The following is a 19,136-nucleotide window of genomic DNA, read 5'->3' as shown; positions in this document are numbered from 1 at the left end:
GGCCGGCGGCGACGCTTGCTACAACTAGCCGGCAAACGGGTGCAGTCGTTTGCCGCGCATTCCTTATGCCTTCGCTGCCGCTTCCAGCGCCGGCTGTTTATCTTCCTCGCCTTCCAGCAAAGCCATCCTGCGCTTGTAGCGGATCGACGACCACAGCGAGGCGAGAATGAAGGCCACGCCGATCAGACCCGTGAAGATCTCGGGAATGTGGTACTTCATGCTGACCAGCATGATCACGGCCAGGATACCGATCGCATAGTGCGCGCCGTGCTCCAGATAAACGAACTCGTCCAGCGTACCCTTGCGCACCAGGAACACCGTCATCGAGCGCACGAACATCGCGCCGATGGCCAGGCCCAGCATGATGATCACGACATCCTTGGTGATGGCAAACGCGCCGATCACGCCGTCAAAGCTGAACGAGGCGTCGAGCACTTCCAGGTACAGGAAGCCGCCAATGCCGCCGCGCTTGACGATGTCGCCCACGTTGCCGTCGCCGTTATCGCCTTCCAGCAAGCCGCTGACCACATCGACGCCCACGTAGGTCAGGATGCCCCACAGGCCGGCCGTCAGCACCACCAGTTTCTGGCCTTCGGCGATCATGCTCAGGCTGGCCATCAGGGTGCCCAGGGCGATCATCACGGAAATCGACGAGATCTTGCCCAGCGCGCCCAGCTTTTCTTCAATGCGGCCCAGCCAGTGCGTTTCCTTCTCCGAGTCCAGCAGGAAGTTCAGGAACACCAGCAGCAGGAAGATGCCGCCGAAGGCCGCCACTTCCGCGTGGTGGTTCGTCAGGTGCATCGAATACTGTTCCGGATTGCTCAGCGCCAGATTCCACACTTCCATCAGTCCCAGGTCCGCCGCTTGCGCCACGATGACCAGCGGAAACACCAGCCGCATGCCGAAAACGGCAATGATGATGCCCACGCCCAGGAACAGACCCTGCCAGAACTTGTCCCAGTTCTTCAGCACCGAGGCGTTGACCACCGCGTTGTCGAAGGACAGCGACACTTCCATCACGCCCAGGATCACCGCGATGCCGAGCGCCGCCAGCATCGTCTGCACGCCACCGTGCGTGTAACCCCACCAGGCGGAAATGCCCAGGCAGATAAATGTCACTAAAAATGACACTCTGAAATGTTTCATCGATAGTTCCCCTTTATCCAAATTCAATGGAGGCTAGTATAGGCACGTGTGACACATTTAAAAATAGAAGATAATGGAAGCATTACTTCGTAAAAACAGAAGATTGGACGTCGCGATGAAAACCACGGGTTTCAATTACCGCCATTTGTACTTCTTTTGGGTCGTCGCCAAGGAAGGCGGCGTGACGCGCGCGGCCGAACGCCTGGGCCTGGCCGTGCAAACCATCAGCACCCAGCTGGCCCTGCTGGAAAAGGAACTGGGCAAGTCGCTGCTGCAGCCGCAGGGACGGCGACTGGTGCCGACGGAGGCGGGCCGCCTGGCGCTCGGCTACGCGGACCAGATCTTCCTGCTGGGCGAGCAGATGCAGGATGCGCTGGCCGACGCCGACGCGGAAAAGATGCGCCTGACGGTGGGCATTTCCGATTCCCTGCCGAAACTGATGGCCTACCGCATGCTCGACGCCACGCGCAGCCTGGAGCGGCCCGTGAAACTGGTCTGCCTGGAAGATGAATTCGAGTCCCTGCTGGCCGACCTGGCCCTGCACAAGCTGGACCTGGTCTTGACCGACCGCGCCGTGCCGGCCGGCGCCAGCCTGCGCGTGTCCAGCCATCTATGGGGAGAAAGCGCCATGAAGCTGTTCGCCATCCCCGCGCTGGCCGAGCGCTACCGCGACGATTTCCCCCATCGCCTCAGCGGCGCGCCATTTTTGCTGCCTGCGCGCAATAACGCCCTGCGCGGACGCATCGACGAATGGATGGTGCAGCAAGGCGTGCGCCCTGACGTGGTGGGTGAATTCGAGGACAACGCCATGCTCAACGCCTTCGGCCGCAAGGGCCTGGGCCTGTTCTTCGCCTCGGCCAGCCTGGCGGCCGACATCGAGGAGCAGTTCGGCGCCGTGCTGGTGGGCGACGCCTCGTCCCTGCGCGAGCAGTTCTACGTCATCTCGAACGAACGCAAGATCATGCACCCGGCGCTGGACGTGATCCTGGCGGCCGTGCCCGGCCGCGCCGTGCACTGACCCTGCACGGATCAGCCGTCCAGGTCGGCGGCGATGGCCGCCAGCCAGGCTGCCTGGTCCGGCTCGCAGCTGTCCACGTTGGCCAGCTGGATGACGGACAGGCCCGCCTCGGGCAAGCGCAGCAGCAAGGCGCGAAAGCCCCACAGTCCGCCGTCATGGAACACCACCGCGCGTCCGCCATGCTCGATTTGCTCCAGGCCAAAGCGATACGACCAGCTGTGTCCATCGGGACCCGGCGTTTCCGCCAGCAGCGCGCGCACCAGGCTGTCCGGGTCGCGGTACTGGCGCTGCCAGTCGCGCTCCCACAGGGCCAGGTCGTGCAGGCTGGCATACACGCCGCCGTCGCCCACCGTGTTCGCATTGCCCAGGTGCTGGCGGTAGCGGCCCGCCTGCGCGGGATCAGGCGTGTAGCTGCGCACGCGCTGCGGCAGGATCGTCTGCCGGTCGGTATCGAAAGCCGTCGCATGCATGCCCAGCGGCGCGAACAGGCGCTGTCGTGCCTGCGCCGCCAGCGGCTGGCCCGCCAGCACTTCCACCAGTTTTGCCAGCAGGATGTAATTGCAGTTGCTGTAGGCATGCGCGCTGCCGGGCGGCGCCGTCAGGTCTTCCATGCGGGCGATCAGGCGCAGCAGCAGCGCATTGTCAAAATAATCGCTGTCGTGGCGACCCAGCTGGCACGCCAGGTAGTCAAAATAATCGGGAATGCCGCTCGTGTGGTTGAGCAGCTGGCGCACCGTGATGGCGGCGCCGAACTGCCGCACTTCGGCCAGGTGGGGCGCCACGTCATCGTCGAGGCCGATCACGCCCTGGCGCACGAGGTCCAGCACGCAGGCGGCCGTGAATTGCTTCGATTCCGAGGCCAGGTAGTAGCGCGACTGCCCCGTCAGGGGCACGCCCAGCTCCAGGCACGCCAGGCCGTGATGCAGTTCCAGCAGCGTCACGCCGTCGCGCAGGATCAGCGCGCTGAAACCGGGGCCCTGCGCCGGCATGCCGGCTTGCAGGGCAAGAAAATGGGCAACAAGATTGTTCATGGCGCGATCTTATCATGTAGACAAGATTACTTTGATATCATATTCATTAGCTTATCCGATAAATCCATTCGAAAATAACGTTTGAATAATCAATCAAAAGCGATTGTAATGAAGCCTGAGACAAACGCGTCCCCCTCCCTTGCCGGCAGGGGGCGACCACCATAAAAAGACAGGAGCGGCACCATGTCCACGGCAGGCAAGACGATCGATATTCCCGATCTCATCAATAACAACCGGATCGGCTCCTTCCAGATCGGCATGCTGATCCTGTGCGGGCTGTGCGTCATCATGGATGGCTTCGACGTGCAGGCCATGGGCTATGTGGCGCCCGCCATCATTGCTGACTGGCATGTGAGCAAGGCCAACCTGGGCCCCGTCTTTGGCGCGGGCCTGCTGGGCATGCTGGTCGGCTCCCTCGTCTTCAGCATCACGGCCGACAAGTTCGGCCGCCGCCCCGTGCTGATCGGCTCGACCATCTTCTTCGCCCTGTGCATGCTCGTCACGCCGCTGGCCACGAGCATCGAACAATTGCAGCTGATCCGCTTCATCACGGGCCTGGGCCTGGGCGCCGTGATGCCGAACGCCATGGCGCTGGCGGGCGAATACAGCCCCCTGCGCAAGAAAGTCACCCTGATGATGCTGGTGTCCTGCGGCTTTACCCTGGGCGCCGTGCTGGGCGGCTTGTTGTCCGCCGCACTGATTCCCGCCTTCGGCTGGCAATCCGTGTTTTACGTGGGCGGCATGGTGCCGCTCGTCATCGGCGTATTGATGTTCTTCCTGCTGCCGGAATCCATGCAGTTCCTGGTGCTCAAGCAACGCAAGCTGGAGAAAGTCGCCCAATGGCTCAAGCGCATCGACCCGACCGTGAACATCACGGCCGAGACGCAATACGTCGTACATGAAAAGGAACACAAGGGCGCGCCCGTGCTGCAATTGTTTACGGGCGGCCGCGCGAAGATGACGATTTTGTTGTGGGTCATCAACTTCATGAACTTGCTGAACCTGTATTTCCTGTCGAACTGGCTGCCGACGATTGCCAAGGAAGCGGGCCTGTCCACGGCCAACGCCGTGCTGGCGGGCACGGCCCTGCAAGTGGGCGGCACCATCGGCACCCTCGTCATGGGCCAGCTGATCGACCGCTCCAGCTTCCGCCGCATCCTGCTGCCCTGCTTCCTCGTGGCCGCCGTGGCCATCGCCCTGATCGGCCGCCCGGACGTGTCGCTGGCCTTCCTCTTCATCACGATCTTCATCGCCGGCTTCTGCGTGGTGGGCGGCCAGCCGGCCGTCAATGCCCTGGCGGCCAGCTACTATCCCACCACCCTGCGCTCGACGGGCATAGGCTGGAGCCTGGGCGTGGGCCGCATCGGCTCCATCATCGGCCCCGTGCTCGGCGGCGAGCTGATCCGCCTGAACTGGCCCAACAGCACGATCTTCCTCGTCGTCGCCATCCCGGCGGTGGTCTCGGCCGCCATGGTCTTTGCCATGCGCGGCGGGCCGCAAACGGCCGCCAACGGGAAAACCCGGCCGCGCCCGCCCGCCTGCACGGGCGGCGCGCGCGGCTAAATTAGGCTATGGCGCCCTTCGTCGTTTAAGATGACGTTTTTACAGCCCATCTTTTGCGCCCCCATGCACAATGTCCTGCTAGTCCTGCTCGCCCTCTTCCTGGTCGCGCTGAACGGTTTTTTTGTTGCCGCCGAGTTTGGCATCGTCACCTTGCGGCGCACGCGCATCCGCGCCATCGCCAAGACACAGGGCATGCGGGGCCGCATCCTGGCCAAGGTGCACGGCCAGCTGGACGCCTACCTGTCCGCCTGCCAGCTGGGCATCACCCTGGCGTCGCTGGGCCTGGGCTGGGTGGGCGAACCGGCCTTCGCCGGACTGCTGGAGCCGCTGTTCGGCGCCATCGGCGTCACCTCGCAGGAGCTGATCCACGGCGTGTCCTTCGTCGTCGCCTTCAGCGTGATTTCCTTCCTGCACATCGTCGTGGGCGAACTGGCGCCCAAGTCGATGGCCATCCGCAACCCGGAAGCCGTCGGCCTGTGGAGCGCAATCCCCCTGTACGGCTTTTACTGGACCATGTACCCGGCCATCTACCTGCTCAACGCCAGCGCCAACTGGGTGCTGCGCCTGGCTGGCCTGTCCGGCAAGGGCGGCCACGATGCCCATTATTCGTCCGAAGAACTGAAACTGATCCTGCGCACCAGCCAGCCGGGCGAGAAATTCACGCGCGACGAGCGCAACATCCTGGCCCAGTCGCTTGATTTCGAACAGATGACGGTGTCGGACCTGATGCGCCCGATCAATGAAGTGATCGCCCTGCATGCGTCCAGCACCCTGGAAGAAAACCTCGACACGGTGCTGCGCAACCGTTTCAGCCGCTACCCGTATTTCGACACCAACGGCGACGACGTGCTGGGCGTGGTGCACCTGAAGGACCTGTTCTTTGCCCAGCAGGCGGGCAAGCCCATCACCTCGCTCACGCCGTTTTTACGTCCCGTGGACATCATTTCCGCCCGCACACCCGCGCTGGAACTGTTCCGCCGCTTCCGCGACGGCGCGCCCCACTTCGCCCTGATCGGCGAAAAAGGCAAGCGCCCGCTGGGGTTCATCACCCTGGATAACCTGCTCGGCGCCATGGTCGGCGAAATCCGCGATGAATTCCGCCGCAATGAAAACGACTGGCTCAAGCAGAGCGACGGCACCCTGATCGGCAAGGCCAGCCTGCCCATCTTCTCGCTCGAACGCATCCTCGGCATCGATATCGAAAACGAGGAACTGGGGCTGGACGACGTGGAATCGGTGGGCGGCTTGATCATGGTCAAGCTGGGCGACATTCCCAAGCAGGGCCAGCGCATCACCTTCGTCGACTTCGACATCGTCGTCAAGAAGATGAACGGGCCCCGCATCGTGCTCATCAAGGTGATCCCGAAACAGGAACGCGACCTCGATGCCGATTTACGCGATTAATCTTTTTTCAAGGTAATTGTATCTTTGCCCTGCGGCACGGTGGTCTCGCCCACCGTCCACGTTTGCAGCAGGCTGTACAGCACTGCCAGCAGGGTCGGGCCGATGAAGATGCCGACGAAGCCGAAGGCCAGCACGCCGCCCAGCACGCCCAGCAGCACGAGTAAAAACGGCAGGCTGCTGCCGCGGCTGATCAGCATGGGTTTGACCACGTTATCCACGCCGCTGATCAGCAGCGCGCCCCACACCAGCATGAAGATGCCCCAGCCCGTCTGGCCGTCGGAAAACAGCCAGATGGCGGCGCCGCCCCAGATCAGGGGCGGGCCCACGGGGATCAGCGAAAAGAGGAAGGTGGCCACGCCCAGCAGCGCCACGGCCGGCACGCCGGCGATCAGGAAGCCCACCACGGCCACCAGCGCCTGCGCCAGCGCCGTGCCCAGCAAGCCATACATGACGCCACGCACGGTGCGGCTGACGGTCAGGGCCACGCCCGGCGCGCTGTCGCCGATGATGCGCCCGGCGCCCGTCATCAGCACGCGACTCAGCTGCTGGCCGTCTCGGTAGAGGAAGAAGCTGACGAACACGGCCAGGCTGGTCTGCGCCAGGCCCGTGCCCAGCACGATGCCACCCGAGGCGAGGAAATGGCGCGCCGGCTCCAGCATCGTCTTGCCTAAATTCAATAACTCCTCGCGGTCGTCCAGCAATCGCCGCACGTAGCCATCGATGGTTTCGCCCACGACGGGAATGCTGGCCAGCCAGGCGGGCGGATGCAGGCCGCCCGCTTCCAGCGCGGCGCGGATCTGCTCGTAGATGCGCGACACATTGTCGGCCAGGTTGTAGGTGACGAGGGCCAGGGGCAGGACGATGACCAGGATCAGGGACAGGGTCATGATGGCGGCCGCCCAGTTGCGGCGGCCCTTCAGGCGTTCGAGCAGGAGGAGGTACAGGGGCCAGCTGGAAATGCCCACGCAGGCGGCAAACAGCATGGCGGCAAGGAAAGGCCGCAGGACGAAGAAGCAGCCGATCAGCAGGAAGATGATGGCCGCCAGGCGGGCGTAAGGCTCGAAACGTTTTTCCATGTACCGCTGATCCTGAAGATGGCGCCCCGGGGGCGCGACCGGGTCAGGATAGCAGAAGTTTAAGATCGTGCGCGATGGTGGCCGGTTTTTCGCCGTGGCGCACGAACAGGCGGATCTTGCCGTCGCGGTCGAACACATAGGTGCCGGCCGTGTGGTCCACCGTGTAGCTGCTGTCCGTCTCGCCCTCGACCTTGGCGTAATACACCTTGAATTCCTTGGCCACCTTGGCCGTCTGTTCCAGGCTGCCATACAGGCCCACGAAGCGCTTGTCGAAGGCCGGCACGTATTGCGCCAGCAGCTCCGGCGTGTCGCGCTCGGGGTCGACGGTGACGAACAGCACCTGCACCTGGTCCGCCTGCGGTCCCATTTCCTGCATCACCTGGGCCATGTCGGCCATGGTGGTGGGACACACGTCCGGGCATTGCGTGTAGCCGAAGAACATCAGCACCAGTTTGCCCTTGTAGTCGGCCAGGGTGCGCGGATGGCCCGTATGGTCCGTCAGGGCGAACTCGCGCGCGTAGCCCAGGCCCGTCACGTCCGTGTTCTTGAATTCCAGCTTGGGCGCGGCAGGCTTGCCGCAGCCGGCCAGGACGGCGACCAGCGCGGCCGCCAGCAACAGGGTCAGGGTTTTTTTCATGATCCGAGGGGAATGTAGTGGTCGACCAGCAGTGCCGCGAACAGCAGGGCCAGGTAAATGATGGAAAACGTAAATGCCTTGCGCGCGATCAAGTCCGTGTAGTGGCGGTACATCTTCCACGCGTAATACAGGAAACCGGCGTTGAGCACGACGGCCGAGACCAGGTAGATCAGGCCGCTCATGCGCACGGCGTACGGCAGCAAGGTGGTGGCGGCCAGCGCGATCGAGTACAGCCACACATGGAATTGCGTGAATTTCAAGCCGTGCGTGACGGGCAGCATGGGCAGGCCCGAGCGCGCGTAGTCGTCGCGGCGGTACATGGCCAGGGCCCAGAAATGGGGCGGCGTCCAGACGAAAATGATCAGGACCAGCAGCCACGCCTGCATGGGCACGTCGTTGGCGACGGCGGCCCAGCCCAGCGCGGGCGGCATGGCGCCGGACAGGCCGCCGATGACGATGTTTTGCGGCGTGGCCGGTTTCAGCACCATGGTGTAGATCAGGGCATAGCCGACGAAGGTGACAAAGGTCAGCCACATGGTCAGCGGATTGACGAGGTGGTACAGGATCGCCATGCCCAGGCCGCCGATCACCAGCGCGAACACCACCGTCTGCTTGACGGTGATGTCGCCCATGGCCATCGGGCGGCGCGCCGTGCGGGCCATGCGCGCATCGATTTCGCGCTCGGCCAGGCAGTTGACGGCGAAGGCGGCGCCGGCCAGCAGCCAGATGCCGACGGTGCCGAACACCACCGCATGCCAGTCCGGCAACTCCTCGCTGGCCAGGAACATGCCGATGACGGCACAAAACACGGCCAGCTGCGTCACGCGGGGCTTGGTCAGCGCCCAGTACTGGGCGATGCGGGGGGATGGTTTACGGCTGATGGTCTGAGTAGTCATTTATGCGGTACGGGAAGAGCTGGCTGGTGCCGGGGGCACTGTCGCGGAGGCGGAAGCGGAGGTCCGCGCAACATCGAGCTGGAATTTAGCCTTGTAGTTTAACATGGTCAGCAACAACACGAGCAGCGCCGCCCCGCCGTTATGCAGCACGGCAATCGACAATGGCCAGCTCAGGTAGATCGTCGCCAGGCCCGTGGCCGCCTGCAGGGCCAGCACCACGGCAATCGCCCGCGCCGTGCCGCGCAGGGACGGCAGGCGCCAGGCGCGCCACACCGTGTAGCCGACGCCGGCCAGCACGACGAAGGCGAAGTTGCGGTGCACCCAGTGGATGGCCGTCAGCGCGGAAAACGGCAGGTAATGGCCGGCGGCCGTCTTGCCCAGTTCGCGCCACAAATGGAAACCATGCTCGAAGTCCATCTCCGGAATCACCTTGCCGCCGCACAAGGGGAAATCCGTGCAGGCCAGGGTGGCGTAGTTGGTGCTCACCCAGCCGCCCAGCGCGATCTGCACGGTCAGGAGCACGAGCGACATGACGGCCAGCGCGCGCACGGGGCGCAGGACGGACGCGGCCGCATCGGCGCGTCGCAGGGGAGAGACGGCGTTATCCTGGCGCCCGCCCAGCCACGTCAGCATGGCCAGCAAGCCCATGCCCAGCAGCAAGTGGATGGTGACGATCACCGGCTGCAGCTTCAGGGTGACGGTCCAGGCGCCGAACGCGCCCTGCAGGCAGACGAACAGGAACAGCGCCGTCGGCAGCGCGGGAGCAAACTCCTCGCGGCGATGTTTGCGCCACTGGCGCCACGCCTGCACCATCATCGCCACGATCAGGACGCCGATGGCCATGGCCAGGTAGCGGTGCGTCATCTCGATCCACGCCTTCACCACCGTGACGGGGCCCGTCGGCATCAGGGTCTCGGCCGCCACGATGTGCTCGTGCGCAAGGAAAGGATTGGCAGAACCATAACAACCGGGCCAGTCAGGGCAGCCCAGGCCGGAATCGGACAGGCGCGTGAAGCCGCCGAACATGATCAGGTCCACCGTCAAAAAGACGGCGATCCACACGAGCTTGCGGTATTTATTGGCGTCTGCGGACACCCAGACCATGGTCAAGGGCAGCAGCGCCACCAGCAAGCCCGTCAAGCCCAGCTGGGCCAGCGCGGAAAGGTGCATCGTCGGCATGCGTCCCCCTTAACCGATGGCCGAAGCTTTGAGCAGCTTGGCGATGTCTTTCTTGACCTTGCTCGGGTCCGCGTCTTTCGGGAAGCGCATCATCAGGTTGCCCAGCGGATCGATCAGGTACAGGTGCTCGTCGGCCTTGCCGCCCGGCTCCACGGGCAGCCACGCCTTCAGAGCGTCGGCGTTGACGCGCAGCATGCTGGTGCCGTCGAATTCGCGCATCACCAGGGTGTCGAGCGGCTGCGCGTCCGTCACCAGCCAGACGCGCTCGATGCGTTCGCGTTCCTTGCCCTGCATCAAGCGCAATTGTTGCATTTCAAACAGGCTTTTCTTGCACGCTTCCTGACAGTCGGACGGCCCCGTCTGCAGCATGATCCACTTGCCTTTGAATTGCGCCAGCGGCGACGCCTTGCCGTCCAGTTCCGTCACGTGCAGCTGCGCCTCGGGGATCGGGTGCAAGCGGGGGTCGATCAGGGCGCCGTAATTGTTGCGGCCCGTGGGCTTGATGATGTAATACGTGAAATACGAGGCGATGATGGGAAAGGCGCACACGGCCACCACGGCCAGCAGTTTCCAGCGTCCGCTGTTCTGCGTCTGTTTGCCGGTGCTGTCTTGCATTGCTTCAGGGTTGTTTGTTTGCACGTCGAAATCCTGTAAAGACAAAAAATAAAAAAGCCATCAGTGCCAGTGCATACCACTGGAATGCATAGCCGCGGTGCTTGTCGGCCCCCAGGTCGGGCGCCGGCCAGTCGCGCACGGGAAGCTGGCCGGACGCTGGCGCCGCTGCGGGATCAACTGTTTGTTCGATGAGCAGGGGTTGCAGGGCCAGGCCGCTGGCCGTGGCCAGCTGGACGATATCGGCATTTTGCACGATGGCGTGCGGCGCCAGGGGCGGCGCCGTGCCCAGTTCCATCACGTGACCCGCGTTCAGGCGCGCGATGCCGGTGATGGTGACGGTGCCGGCCGGCGTGGCGTAGTCGGGGATGCGCGTGCGCTCGGCATTGTTGCGCGGCAGCCAGCCCTGCGCCACCAGCACGTGCATGGGCGAGCCGTCGATCTGGAACGGCGTGAGCACGTGGAAACCCGCCTGGCCCTGGTAAGGGCGGTTGTCCAGGTACACGGTCCAGGCGGGCACGAAATGGCCCGTGACGGTGACGCGGCGGTATTCGATGGCTTGCGCATCGGCCGGCAGCAGGGGCGCTGCCGTCAAGGCCAGGGGCGCGGCCGCGTTGCCCGCCGCCAGCCGGGCGGCGCGGGCGACCTTTTCATCGCCGCGGCGCTGCTGCCATTGCGCCAAAGAAACCCCCAGCGCCACCAGTAGCAGCATTACAACAAACGGAATCCATCTAAAATGGAAGCGGATACGCATTACAATGAAACCTCCTCAAGCTTGGCGCTACCATCCATGAAAATCCTCGTTGCCATCGCCTTCATCCTGATCCTGGGCAGCCTGGGCTCGGCCCTGTTTTTCCTGATGCGCGACAAGGGCAAGAGCAACCGCACCGTGCAGGCGCTGGCCCTGCGCGTGGGGCTGTCGATCACCCTGTTCCTGCTGATCCTGCTGGCGCATCATCTCGGTTACATCCAGCCGACGGGCATACATTAAGCTTCTTCTTGCCTGATTGGCAAATTCTTCACACTAAGAAAAAAGCCGTACCCAGGATCTCCCGGTACGGCTTTTTTTATGGTGCCGGCGCCCGTGTCAAGCACGCGCGCCCTGCCCCGTCATTATAACCAATACACGACCACGTACAGGCCCAGCCAGACGACGTCGACAAAGTGCCAGTACCAGGCGGCGCCTTCGAAGCCGAAGTGGTGCTCGGGCGTGAAGTGGCCTTTCAGGACGCGGTACAGGATGACGGACAGCATGATGGCGCCCAGAGTCACGTGGAAACCGTGGAAGCCCGTCAGCATGAAGAAGGTGGCGCCGTAGATGCCGGACGTCAATTTCAGGTTCAGTTCGCTGTAGGCGTGCACGTATTCGTAGACCTGGAAGCCCATGAAGACGGCGCCCAGCGCGATGGTGGCGAACAGGAACAGGGCCGTCATGCCGCGGTGGCCGGCGCGCAGCGCGTGGTGGGAAATCGTCAGGGTCACGCCGGACATCAGCAGCAGGGCCGTATTGATGGTCGGAATCCAGAACGGCGTCATGGTGGTGAATTCCTGCACCGTGCCGGCCGGGCCCGTATTGCCCCAGTGGGCGGCGAAATCGGGCCAGATGACCTTGTGGTCGAGGTCGGCCAGCCACGGCATCGAGATGCTGCGCGCATAGAACAGGGCGCCGAAGAAGGCGGCGAAGAACATGACTTCCGAGAAGATGAACCAGCTCATGCTCCAGCGGAAGGAGTGGTCGATGCGCTCGCTGTACAGGCCCTGTTCCGACTCGCCGATGGCGTCGCCGAACCAGAAGTACAGCACCAGCAGGATGCCGGCGATGCCGATGAAGTTCGCGTACGGTCCCCAGGAGACGTCGTTGACCCAGGCGGATGCGCCGACCATGGTCAGCAGCAGGCTGGCGCCGCCCAGCAGGGGCCAGCGCGACGGCCCCGGCACAAAGTAATAGGGTGCGGCGGCGTGGTTGGAACTCATCATCATCTCCTCAAAAAACTTGTAGGGTGGTTTTTATACGTTATAGATATCGATGCAGCAAAAACTCATGAGACAGCGAATTTGACCAGGGACAACAGGATGCCGATCAGGCACGCGACCACCAGCAAGCCGGCGATGACGATGTGCACGGGATTGAGCTTGGCCGAATCCGTATCGAAATCGCTCTTGCGGCGCAAGCCCGTAAACGACCACACGACGGCCCGCAGCGAATACAGGAACGACGCTTTTTCAACTGGTTTGGATTCGCCCATGGTGCCCTCCTATTGGACGGCCGGGGTTTGAGCCTGGCTCAGACCGGCAATCTCGAAAAACGTGTACGACAAGGTGATGGTCTTCACCTCTTTCGGCAGGGCCGGATCGAGGAAGAACACCACCGGCATCTGCCGCGCCTCGTGCGCCTTCAAGGTCTGCTGCTTGAAGCAGAAGCACTCGACCTTCTTGAAATGCGGCGTCGCACTCTGCGGTGCGTAGCTGGGAATGGCTTGCGCGTTCACTACGCGGTTTTGCGTGTTGACCACTTCGTACATGACGGTGACCAGTTCGCCCGGATGCACTTGCATGCTGGAAACAACCGGACGGAAGCGCCACGGCCCCTGCGCATTGCCGTCGAATTCGACGGTGATGCTGCGCGTCGTGTCGACCTGGGTATTGTTGTCGTAGGCCACCGTGCCATCCTTCTGCGTCAGCACATTGATGCCCATCACTTCGCAAATCTGCTTGTAGACGGGAATCAGGGCGTAGCCAAAGCCGAACATCAGCACGGCAATGACGAGCAACTTGCCCAGCATCTTGCGGTTCAGGCCGCGTGTTTCCTGTTGGTGGGGCGTCGTCACGACAGCCACAGCCGCTTGGCGAACACGGACAGGAAGAAGAAGGCCGCCAGGGCGGCCAGTATCAGCCCGGTACGCAGGTTGTTCGGTTTCTTACGTTCGGTCATGGCAGGCACTCTATTCAAGACGGGCCGGCGCACACGCCGGCCCGGGATACCTCATTTCACGGTCGGCGGCGTTTCAAACGTGTGGAACGGGGCCGGGCTCGGCACGGTCCATTCCAGGCCTTCCGCGCCTTCCCAGGGTTTCGCCGGGGCCGCCTTGCCGCCGCGGATGGTCGGCAAGACAACGAAGAACAGGAAGTACACCTGCATCAGGCCGAAACCGAAGGCGCCGATGGAAGCGATCATGTTGAAGTCCGTGAACTGCGCCGGATAGTCGGCGTAGCGGCGCGGCATGCCGGCCAGGCCCAGGAAGTGCATGGGGAAGAAGGTCACGTTGAAAGTGATCAGCGACAGCCAGAAGTGGATCTTGCCGCGCGTCTCGTTGTACATATGGCCCGTCCATTTCGGCGACCAGTAGTAGAAGCCGGCGAACAGGGCGAACAGGGAACCGGCCACCAGCACGTAGTGGAAGTGCGCCACCACGTAATAGGTGTCCTGCAGCTGGATGTCGATCGGCGTGACGGCCAGGATCAGGCCCGTGAAGCCGCCCATGGTGAAGACGAAGATGAAGCCCACCGAGAACAGCATCGGCGTCTCGAACGTCATGGAGCCCTTCCACATGGTGGCGATCCAGTTGAACACTTTCACGCCCGTCGGCACGGCGATCAGCATGGTGGCGTACATGAAGAACAGCTGGCTCGTCACCGGCATGCCGGTGGTAAACATGTGGTGCGCCCAGACGATGAAGGACAGGATGGCGATGGACGCCGTGGCATACACCATCGACGCATAGCCGAACAGGGGCTTGCGGGCAAAGGCGGGCAGGATCTGCGAGACGATGCCGAAGGCCGGCAAGATCATGATGTAGACCTCGGGGTGGCCGAAGAACCAGAAGATGTGCTGGTACATGACGGGGTCGCCGCCGCCCGCCGCATTGAAGAAGGATGTGCCGAAATGGCGGTCCGTCAGGGTCATGGTAATGGCGCCAGCCAGCACGGGCATGACGGCGATCAACAGATACGCGGTAATGAGCCAGGTCCAGCAGAACATCGGCATTTTCATCAGGGTCATGCCGGGCGCGCGCATGTTGAGGATGGTGACGATGATGTTGATCGAGCCCATGATGGACGAGGCGCCCATCAGGTGCATGGCGAAGATCGCCATGTCCATGCCGGGGCCCATCTGCGTCGACAGCGGCGCGTACAGGGTCCAGCCGGCGGCCGTGGCGCCACCGGGCACGAGGAAGGACGTGGCCAGCAGGATGGCGGCCGGCGGCAGCAGCCAGAACGAGAAGTTGTTCATGCGCGCAAACGCCATGTCGGAGGCGCCCACCTGCAGCGGGATCATCCAGTTGGCGTAGCCGACGAAGGCCGGCATGATGGCGCCGAACACCATCACCAGGCCGTGCATGGTGGTCAGTTGATTAAAAAATTCTGGGTGGAAGAATTGCAGGCCTGGATGGAACAGTTCCGTGCGTATCATCAGGGCCAGCACGCCGCCCGACAGCAGCATGATGAACGAGAACCACAGGTACAGGGTGCCGATATCCTTGTGGTTGGTGGCAAACAGCCAGCGGCGCAGGCCTGTCGGGTGGTCGTGGGCGTGGTCGTGGTCGTGACCGGCGTGGTCCAAGGTGCTAGTGCTAGTGCTCATGTACGGCTCCTAATTACTTGCGTGCAGCCACGATTTCGGCTGGTTGAACGATGTTCTCTTCGGCCTTGTTCGACCACGAATTGCGCGTGTAAGTGATCACTGCGGCGATTTCCGTGTCGGACAGCTGTTTCCACGCCGGCATTTCAGCGGGGAACTTGCCGCTCTTTTGTCCGTTCAACAAGACATGGATCTGTGCCGCCTTCGGACCGTTCACCACGGCAGAGCCGTCCAGCGCGGCGAACGCCCCCGGCACGCCCTTGCCCGTCGCCTGGTGGCAGACGACGCAGTTGGCCGCATACACTTTCTCGCCCTTGACCTTCAGCTCGTCGATGGTCCACACCTTGCTTGGATCATCAGCCAATGCGGCCATTTCCTTTTGTTTTACATCAACCCAGGCCTTGTAATCATCGGCTGAGACGACCTTGACGACGATGGGCATGAAGGCGTGTTCCTTGCCGCACAGCTCGGCGCAATTGCCGCGGAAGGTGCCGATATGGTCGGCCTTGAACCAGGTGTCGCGCACGAAACCGGGAATCGCATCCTGCTTCACGCCAAAGGCGGGCACGGACCAGGCGTGGATGACGTCGTTGGCCGTCAGCACCATGCGGATCTTCTTGTGAACCGGCACGACAACTTCGTTATCGACTTCGATCAGGTAGTTTTCACCGCGTTTTTCCGTCGGCGGCATGCCGGGCGCGCCCACTTGCGAGCGTGGCGTGGCCAGGTTGGAGAGGAAGGAAATGCCTTCGCCCTCGCCTTTCAGGTAGTCATAGCCCCATTTCCACTGCATGCCGGTGGCCTTGATGGTGATGTCGGCGTTCGACGTATCCTTCATGCCGACCACGGTGCGCGTGGCAGGCAGGGCCATGCCGATGACGATCAGGAAAGGCACAACGGTCCAGGCGATCTCGACGGTGGTGCTTTCGTGGAAGGTGGCCGGTTTGTGGCCCAGGGACTTGCGGTGCTTCAAGATGGAATAGAACATGACGCCGAACACGGCCACGAAGATCACCAGGCAGATGATCATCATCAGGGTGTGCAAATCGTAGATTTCATGGGCGATCTGTGTCGCCGGCGGCTGCAGATTCATTTCCAGCGGTACGGGACCGCCGGTGCCGGGATAGGTGCTGGCAGCCGGTGCCGCCGTGGCCCATCGCCCGATGCCAAACGCTGTCAAAGACAGCCCGAGCAGCAACGATTGAAGTCGCTTTGCATGTGTCATGTTTTCCCCAACCACCCAAAAATAATGATATTTTAAACGGCTGCGGACTTCTCCGTACTGGACCGCTGCCGCTCCTCCATGAAAGCACCGCGGCCAAAACATGGCCACGGGCGTCAAGCACCAGCGAATTCCATGCTGGCTGCCGCGCCAGAAACGGCGGCGCCCAACCATGCTGGAACCCTGTTTTTTCTTCCCCACATTGAAATGGCCTTGTGTGGAAGATGGTTACTATACTAATGCAGTAACTTCCAATAAGTCTTGCTTTGTTTTTTTTATTTTGTATGCAGCCCTTGTTTTTTCTACTTAACAAGCTGACAAACAATCAACGATTATAATCAAGTAAACTTGAATCCATCAAGCAATAATCGGCATTGTGCGCGCCCTTCCCCTGGCCGCCGTGCGCTTTGCAACGCTTGCTGCAACATCAACATGCGCATGGCGACCAAGTGTCGGTTTCTTTCGGCTTTTTTGCCGCTTTTGCGCGGCTTTTATTTGGGCTTGCGCGGCAGGTCGAAGCGGATGATGGCCTCGCCATCGCGCGTCACGCGCGGCGCCGGACGGAAGGCGTGGCCGTAAATGATTTCGAAACTCAGGCCCAGCTTGCCGTCCGGGCGGCGCATCTTTTCCAGCGCGGCCAGCATGCGCTGCCATGCCGCCTTGCCCATCAGGCCGCGCCGGCGCGTCGTCAGGGGATTGCCTCCGAAGGCGCGCACGTCCGCCAGCAGCTTTTCCGCCGTGTCATACGTGACGGTGATGATTTCCATGTCCAGCACGGGCGTGGAAAAGCCCGTCTCGACCAGCATGTCGCCAAAGTCATGCATGTCCACGAAAGGCAGGGCGTGCGGATACAGGTCCGCCTCGGCAAAGGCATCGCGCACTTCGCGGAAGGTGTCGGGGCCGAAGCAGGAAAACATCAGCAGGCCGTCCAGGCGCAGCGCGCGGCGCCATTCGGCAAACACGCGGTCGGGCTGGGCATGCCAGTGCAGGGCCAGGTTCGACCACACGAGGTCGATGCTGTTCGGCGCCAGCGGCAGGTCGCCCAGGTCGCCGCACAGCAAGTCCACGCCGGCCTTGGCTGGCAGCAACTTGCTGAGGAACTGGTTCAGGCTGGCCAGTTTCGACGCCGGCGCGCGCGCCGCCTGCATCATCGCTTGCGCTGCGTCGAGACCGATAATCTGCGCGGCGGGATAATCCTTTTGCAGCTGCGCCAGGTCCGCGCCGGGGCCGCAGCCCGCGTCGAGCACCCGGTGCGGCGTGATCTTCACCAGCTCCAGGCGTTCGTGCATGCGTGCCGACACTTCGCGGCGCAGGAAGTCCGACGGCGCGACGCGCGCGGGACGGGAAAAGAAATCGCGTACTTGCACCGCATCGATGGGCGCACTCATTTTGGGCGGAGTGGTGGGAACTGGCATGTTGAATCGGGTGAGGTGAGATAATGTCGGCAGTGTACATGGAACGACGCCATCGCGATGCGGACCGCCACCCGACACCGCCTTGACGCCGCCTGGCAGTCGCTGCGCCTGTGGCTGGGCGCGGCCGTGCTGCCGGCGCAATGCGCGCTGTGCGGCATGGGTTGCCCGGAAGTGCTGTGCCCGCCCTGCCGCGCGCAATACCTGGGGCACCGGCGCGGGCGCTGCCGCCAGTGCGCCAATCCGCTCGCCGACACGGAGGTGGCGCTGCTGTGCGGCCGCTGCCTGCGCCGGCGGCCCGCGTATGACGCCACCGTCACGGCGTTTGATTATGCGGCGCCCGTCGACCAGTTGCTGCTGCAGCTGAAATTCGGCGCGCGCCTGGCGCTGGCGCCCCTGTTTGCGCAACTGCTCTGCGAGGCCGTCCGGCAGCAGCCGGACTGGGAGCGGCCGCAGCTGCTGTGTCCCGTGCCGCTGGGTCCGGCCCGCCTGGCCGAACGGGGCTTCAACCAGGCGCTGGAAATCGCCCGCCCGCTGGCGCGCCTGCTGCAAATCCCATTACAGCCGCGCCTGGCGCAGCGGCTGCGCGACACCCGGGCGCAAAGCAGCGTGGCGCCGCAGGAGCGGCAAGCCAACCTGGCGCAGGCGTTTGCCATCGCGCCAGAACACGCGCCGCTGCTGCCCGGCTGCCACGTGGGCATCGTCGACGACGTGATGAGCAGCGGCCACACGGTCAACGCGCTGGCGGCGGCCTGCAAGCGCGCCGGCGCGGCCAGGGTGAGCATATTGGTGGCGGCGCGCACGCCGCCACGCCAGCTTGCCGACAGATTAGATTACTGACATATATATGAGGAGAGCATTTTGTTTCACGTCGTTTTGGTAGAACCTGAAATCCCGCCCAATACGGGCAACGTCATCCGCCTGTGCGCGAACACGGGCGCGCAGCTGCACCTGGTCGAACCGCTGGGCTTCCCGCTCGACGATGCCAAGATGAAGCGCGCCGGCCTCGATTACCACGACTACGCCAGCATGAAGGTGCACAAGAACTGGGCAGCGTTCCTGGCCGACACCCAGCCGGACCCGGCACGCATGTTCGCCATGACGACGCGCGGCTCGCGCCCGTTCGGCGACGTGGCCTTCCTGCCCGGCGACGTGTTCGTGTTCGGTTCCGAGACGAAAGGCCTCGATCCGGCCCTGCGCGACGGCTTTCCTGCCGAACAGCGCATCCGCCTGCCCATGCGCCCGGACAACCGCAGCCTGAACCTGTCGAATACGGTGGCCGTCGTCGTGTATGAAGCGTGGCGCCAGCACGGCTACGCCGGCGGCGCGTAGCGGACACCTCACCCGGCCTGCTGCGCGGC

General features: G+C 63.2%; 21 protein-coding genes. 6 read left to right on the top strand and 15 right to left on the bottom strand.

The annotated features are described in order from the left end of the window. Positions 1–63 precede the first annotated feature (63 nt). Positions 64–1,146 carry a DUF475 domain-containing protein gene (locus tag EBS11_RS05575; protein ID WP_290601161.1) on the bottom strand — a complete coding sequence of 361 codons (1,083 nt, stop codon included), beginning with the start codon at positions 1,144–1,146 and terminating at the stop codon, positions 64–66. A gap of 115 nt (positions 1,147–1,261) precedes the next feature. Between EBS11_RS05575 and nhaR the strand changes: the two genes are divergently transcribed. Then, complete coding sequence (nhaR, locus tag EBS11_RS05570; protein ID WP_290601159.1) at positions 1,262–2,164, top strand: transcriptional activator NhaR; 903 nt, start codon at positions 1,262–1,264, stop codon at positions 2,162–2,164. Positions 2,165–2,175: 11 nt separating this feature from the next. Here the strand turns inward: nhaR and EBS11_RS05565 are convergent, their stop codons facing one another. Then, positions 2,176–3,195, bottom strand: coding sequence for a serine hydrolase domain-containing protein (locus EBS11_RS05565; protein ID WP_290601157.1), 1,020 nt, complete (start codon positions 3,193–3,195; stop codon positions 2,176–2,178). 183 nt (positions 3,196–3,378) lie between these two features. On the opposite strand from EBS11_RS05565, the gene EBS11_RS05560 reads away from it, so the two are divergent. Both EBS11_RS05560 and EBS11_RS05555 read left to right on the top strand, forming a co-directional pair. Continuing rightward, positions 3,379–4,758 (top strand): MFS transporter, encoded by a 1,380-nt coding sequence (locus EBS11_RS05560; RefSeq protein ID WP_290601156.1) that lies wholly within the window; start codon positions 3,379–3,381, stop codon positions 4,756–4,758. A 63-nt stretch (positions 4,759–4,821) separates the two neighbouring features. Beyond that, the gene (locus EBS11_RS05555) at positions 4,822–6,162 is read left to right on the top strand and encodes a hemolysin family protein (protein ID WP_290601155.1); all 1,341 of its coding nucleotides are present in this window, start codon (positions 4,822–4,824) and stop codon (positions 6,160–6,162) included. Here the strand turns inward: EBS11_RS05555 and EBS11_RS05550 are convergent. The 6 genes from EBS11_RS05550 to EBS11_RS05525 are packed head-to-tail and all read right to left on the bottom strand — an operon-like array spanning position 6,159 to position 11,316. Further along, positions 6,159–7,238: an AI-2E family transporter gene (locus tag EBS11_RS05550; protein WP_290601153.1), complete on the bottom strand. Its 1,080-nt coding sequence runs from the start codon at positions 7,236–7,238 to the stop codon at positions 6,159–6,161. The two genes, EBS11_RS05555 and EBS11_RS05550, sit on opposite strands and share 4 nt — an antisense overlap. A 43-nt stretch (positions 7,239–7,281) precedes the next feature. After that, positions 7,282–7,875 (bottom strand): SCO family protein, encoded by a 594-nt coding sequence (locus EBS11_RS05545; RefSeq protein ID WP_290601152.1) that lies wholly within the window; start codon positions 7,873–7,875, stop codon positions 7,282–7,284. Further along, the gene (gene cyoE / locus EBS11_RS05540) at positions 7,872–8,771 is read right to left on the bottom strand and encodes a heme o synthase (protein ID WP_290601150.1); all 900 of its coding nucleotides are present in this window, start codon (positions 8,769–8,771) and stop codon (positions 7,872–7,874) included. The genes EBS11_RS05545 and cyoE overlap by 4 nt, the downstream gene beginning before the upstream one ends. Further along, a complete protein-coding gene (locus EBS11_RS05535; RefSeq protein WP_290601271.1) occupies positions 8,772–9,941 on the bottom strand; it encodes a COX15/CtaA family protein in 1,170 nt (389 codons plus the stop codon). 18 nt (positions 9,942–9,959) lie between these two features. Then, entirely contained in the window at positions 9,960–10,565 is a 606-nt protein-coding gene (locus tag EBS11_RS05530) for a cytochrome C oxidase subunit I (protein WP_290601148.1), read from the bottom strand. A 4-nt stretch (positions 10,566–10,569) separates the two neighbouring features. Further along, complete coding sequence (locus EBS11_RS05525; protein WP_290601146.1) at positions 10,570–11,316, bottom strand: SURF1 family protein; 747 nt, start codon at positions 11,314–11,316, stop codon at positions 10,570–10,572. A 36-nt stretch (positions 11,317–11,352) separates the two neighbouring features. On the opposite strand from EBS11_RS05525, the gene EBS11_RS05520 reads away from it, so the two are divergent. Continuing rightward, a complete protein-coding gene (locus tag EBS11_RS05520) occupies positions 11,353–11,553 on the top strand; it encodes a twin transmembrane helix small protein (RefSeq protein WP_046683386.1) in 201 nt (66 codons plus the stop codon). 122 nt (positions 11,554–11,675) lie between these two features. Here the strand turns inward: EBS11_RS05520 and EBS11_RS05515 are convergent, their stop codons facing one another. The 7 genes from EBS11_RS05515 to EBS11_RS05485 form a co-directional block, all read right to left on the bottom strand. Further along, positions 11,676–12,536 carry a cytochrome c oxidase subunit 3 gene (locus EBS11_RS05515; RefSeq protein WP_290601139.1) on the bottom strand — a complete coding sequence of 287 codons (861 nt, stop codon included), beginning with the start codon at positions 12,534–12,536 and terminating at the stop codon, positions 11,676–11,678. Positions 12,537–12,601: 65 nt separating this feature from the next. Next, positions 12,602–12,808 carry a DUF2970 domain-containing protein gene (locus EBS11_RS05510; protein ID WP_290601138.1) on the bottom strand — a complete coding sequence of 69 codons (207 nt, stop codon included), beginning with the start codon at positions 12,806–12,808 and terminating at the stop codon, positions 12,602–12,604. A 9-nt stretch (positions 12,809–12,817) separates the two neighbouring features. Beyond that, positions 12,818–13,390 (bottom strand): cytochrome c oxidase assembly protein, encoded by a 573-nt coding sequence (locus tag EBS11_RS05505; protein ID WP_290601137.1) that lies wholly within the window; start codon positions 13,388–13,390, stop codon positions 12,818–12,820. Then, positions 13,387–13,494 carry a cytochrome oxidase small assembly protein gene (locus tag EBS11_RS05500; RefSeq protein ID WP_217635101.1) on the bottom strand — a complete coding sequence of 36 codons (108 nt, stop codon included), beginning with the start codon at positions 13,492–13,494 and terminating at the stop codon, positions 13,387–13,389. Before EBS11_RS05500 ends, EBS11_RS05505 begins: the two co-directional genes overlap by 4 nt. 51 nt (positions 13,495–13,545) lie before the next feature. After that, positions 13,546–15,144, bottom strand: coding sequence for a cytochrome c oxidase subunit I (ctaD, locus tag EBS11_RS05495; protein ID WP_290601135.1), 1,599 nt, complete (start codon positions 15,142–15,144; stop codon positions 13,546–13,548). 13 nt (positions 15,145–15,157) lie between these two features. Then, complete coding sequence (gene coxB / locus EBS11_RS05490; protein WP_290601134.1) at positions 15,158–16,366, bottom strand: cytochrome c oxidase subunit II; 1,209 nt, start codon at positions 16,364–16,366, stop codon at positions 15,158–15,160. 488 nt (positions 16,367–16,854) lie between these two features. After that, the gene (locus EBS11_RS05485; protein ID WP_290601133.1) at positions 16,855–17,751 is read right to left on the bottom strand and encodes a methyltransferase domain-containing protein; all 897 of its coding nucleotides are present in this window, start codon (positions 17,749–17,751) and stop codon (positions 16,855–16,857) included. An 84-nt stretch (positions 17,752–17,835) separates the two neighbouring features. Here EBS11_RS05485 and EBS11_RS05480 point away from each other — a divergent pair, with 84 nt between their 5' ends. Together EBS11_RS05480 and trmL are read left to right on the top strand one after the other, a co-directional pair. Then, entirely contained in the window at positions 17,836–18,615 is a 780-nt protein-coding gene (locus EBS11_RS05480) for a ComF family protein (RefSeq protein ID WP_290601132.1), read from the top strand. A gap of 21 nt (positions 18,616–18,636) precedes the next feature. After that, the gene (gene trmL / locus EBS11_RS05475; protein ID WP_290601131.1) at positions 18,637–19,107 is read left to right on the top strand and encodes a tRNA (uridine(34)/cytosine(34)/5-carboxymethylaminomethyluridine(34)-2'-O)-methyltransferase TrmL; all 471 of its coding nucleotides are present in this window, start codon (positions 18,637–18,639) and stop codon (positions 19,105–19,107) included. Positions 19,108–19,136 lie beyond the last annotated feature (29 nt).

The sequence above is a fragment of the Janthinobacterium sp. genome, assembly GCF_009923995.1.
Taxonomy (GTDB): Bacteria; Pseudomonadota; Gammaproteobacteria; order Burkholderiales; family Burkholderiaceae_D; genus Janthinobacterium.
The sequence above is the reverse complement of the archived record's forward strand: the minus strand, read 5'-3'. Positions and strand labels throughout refer to the sequence as shown.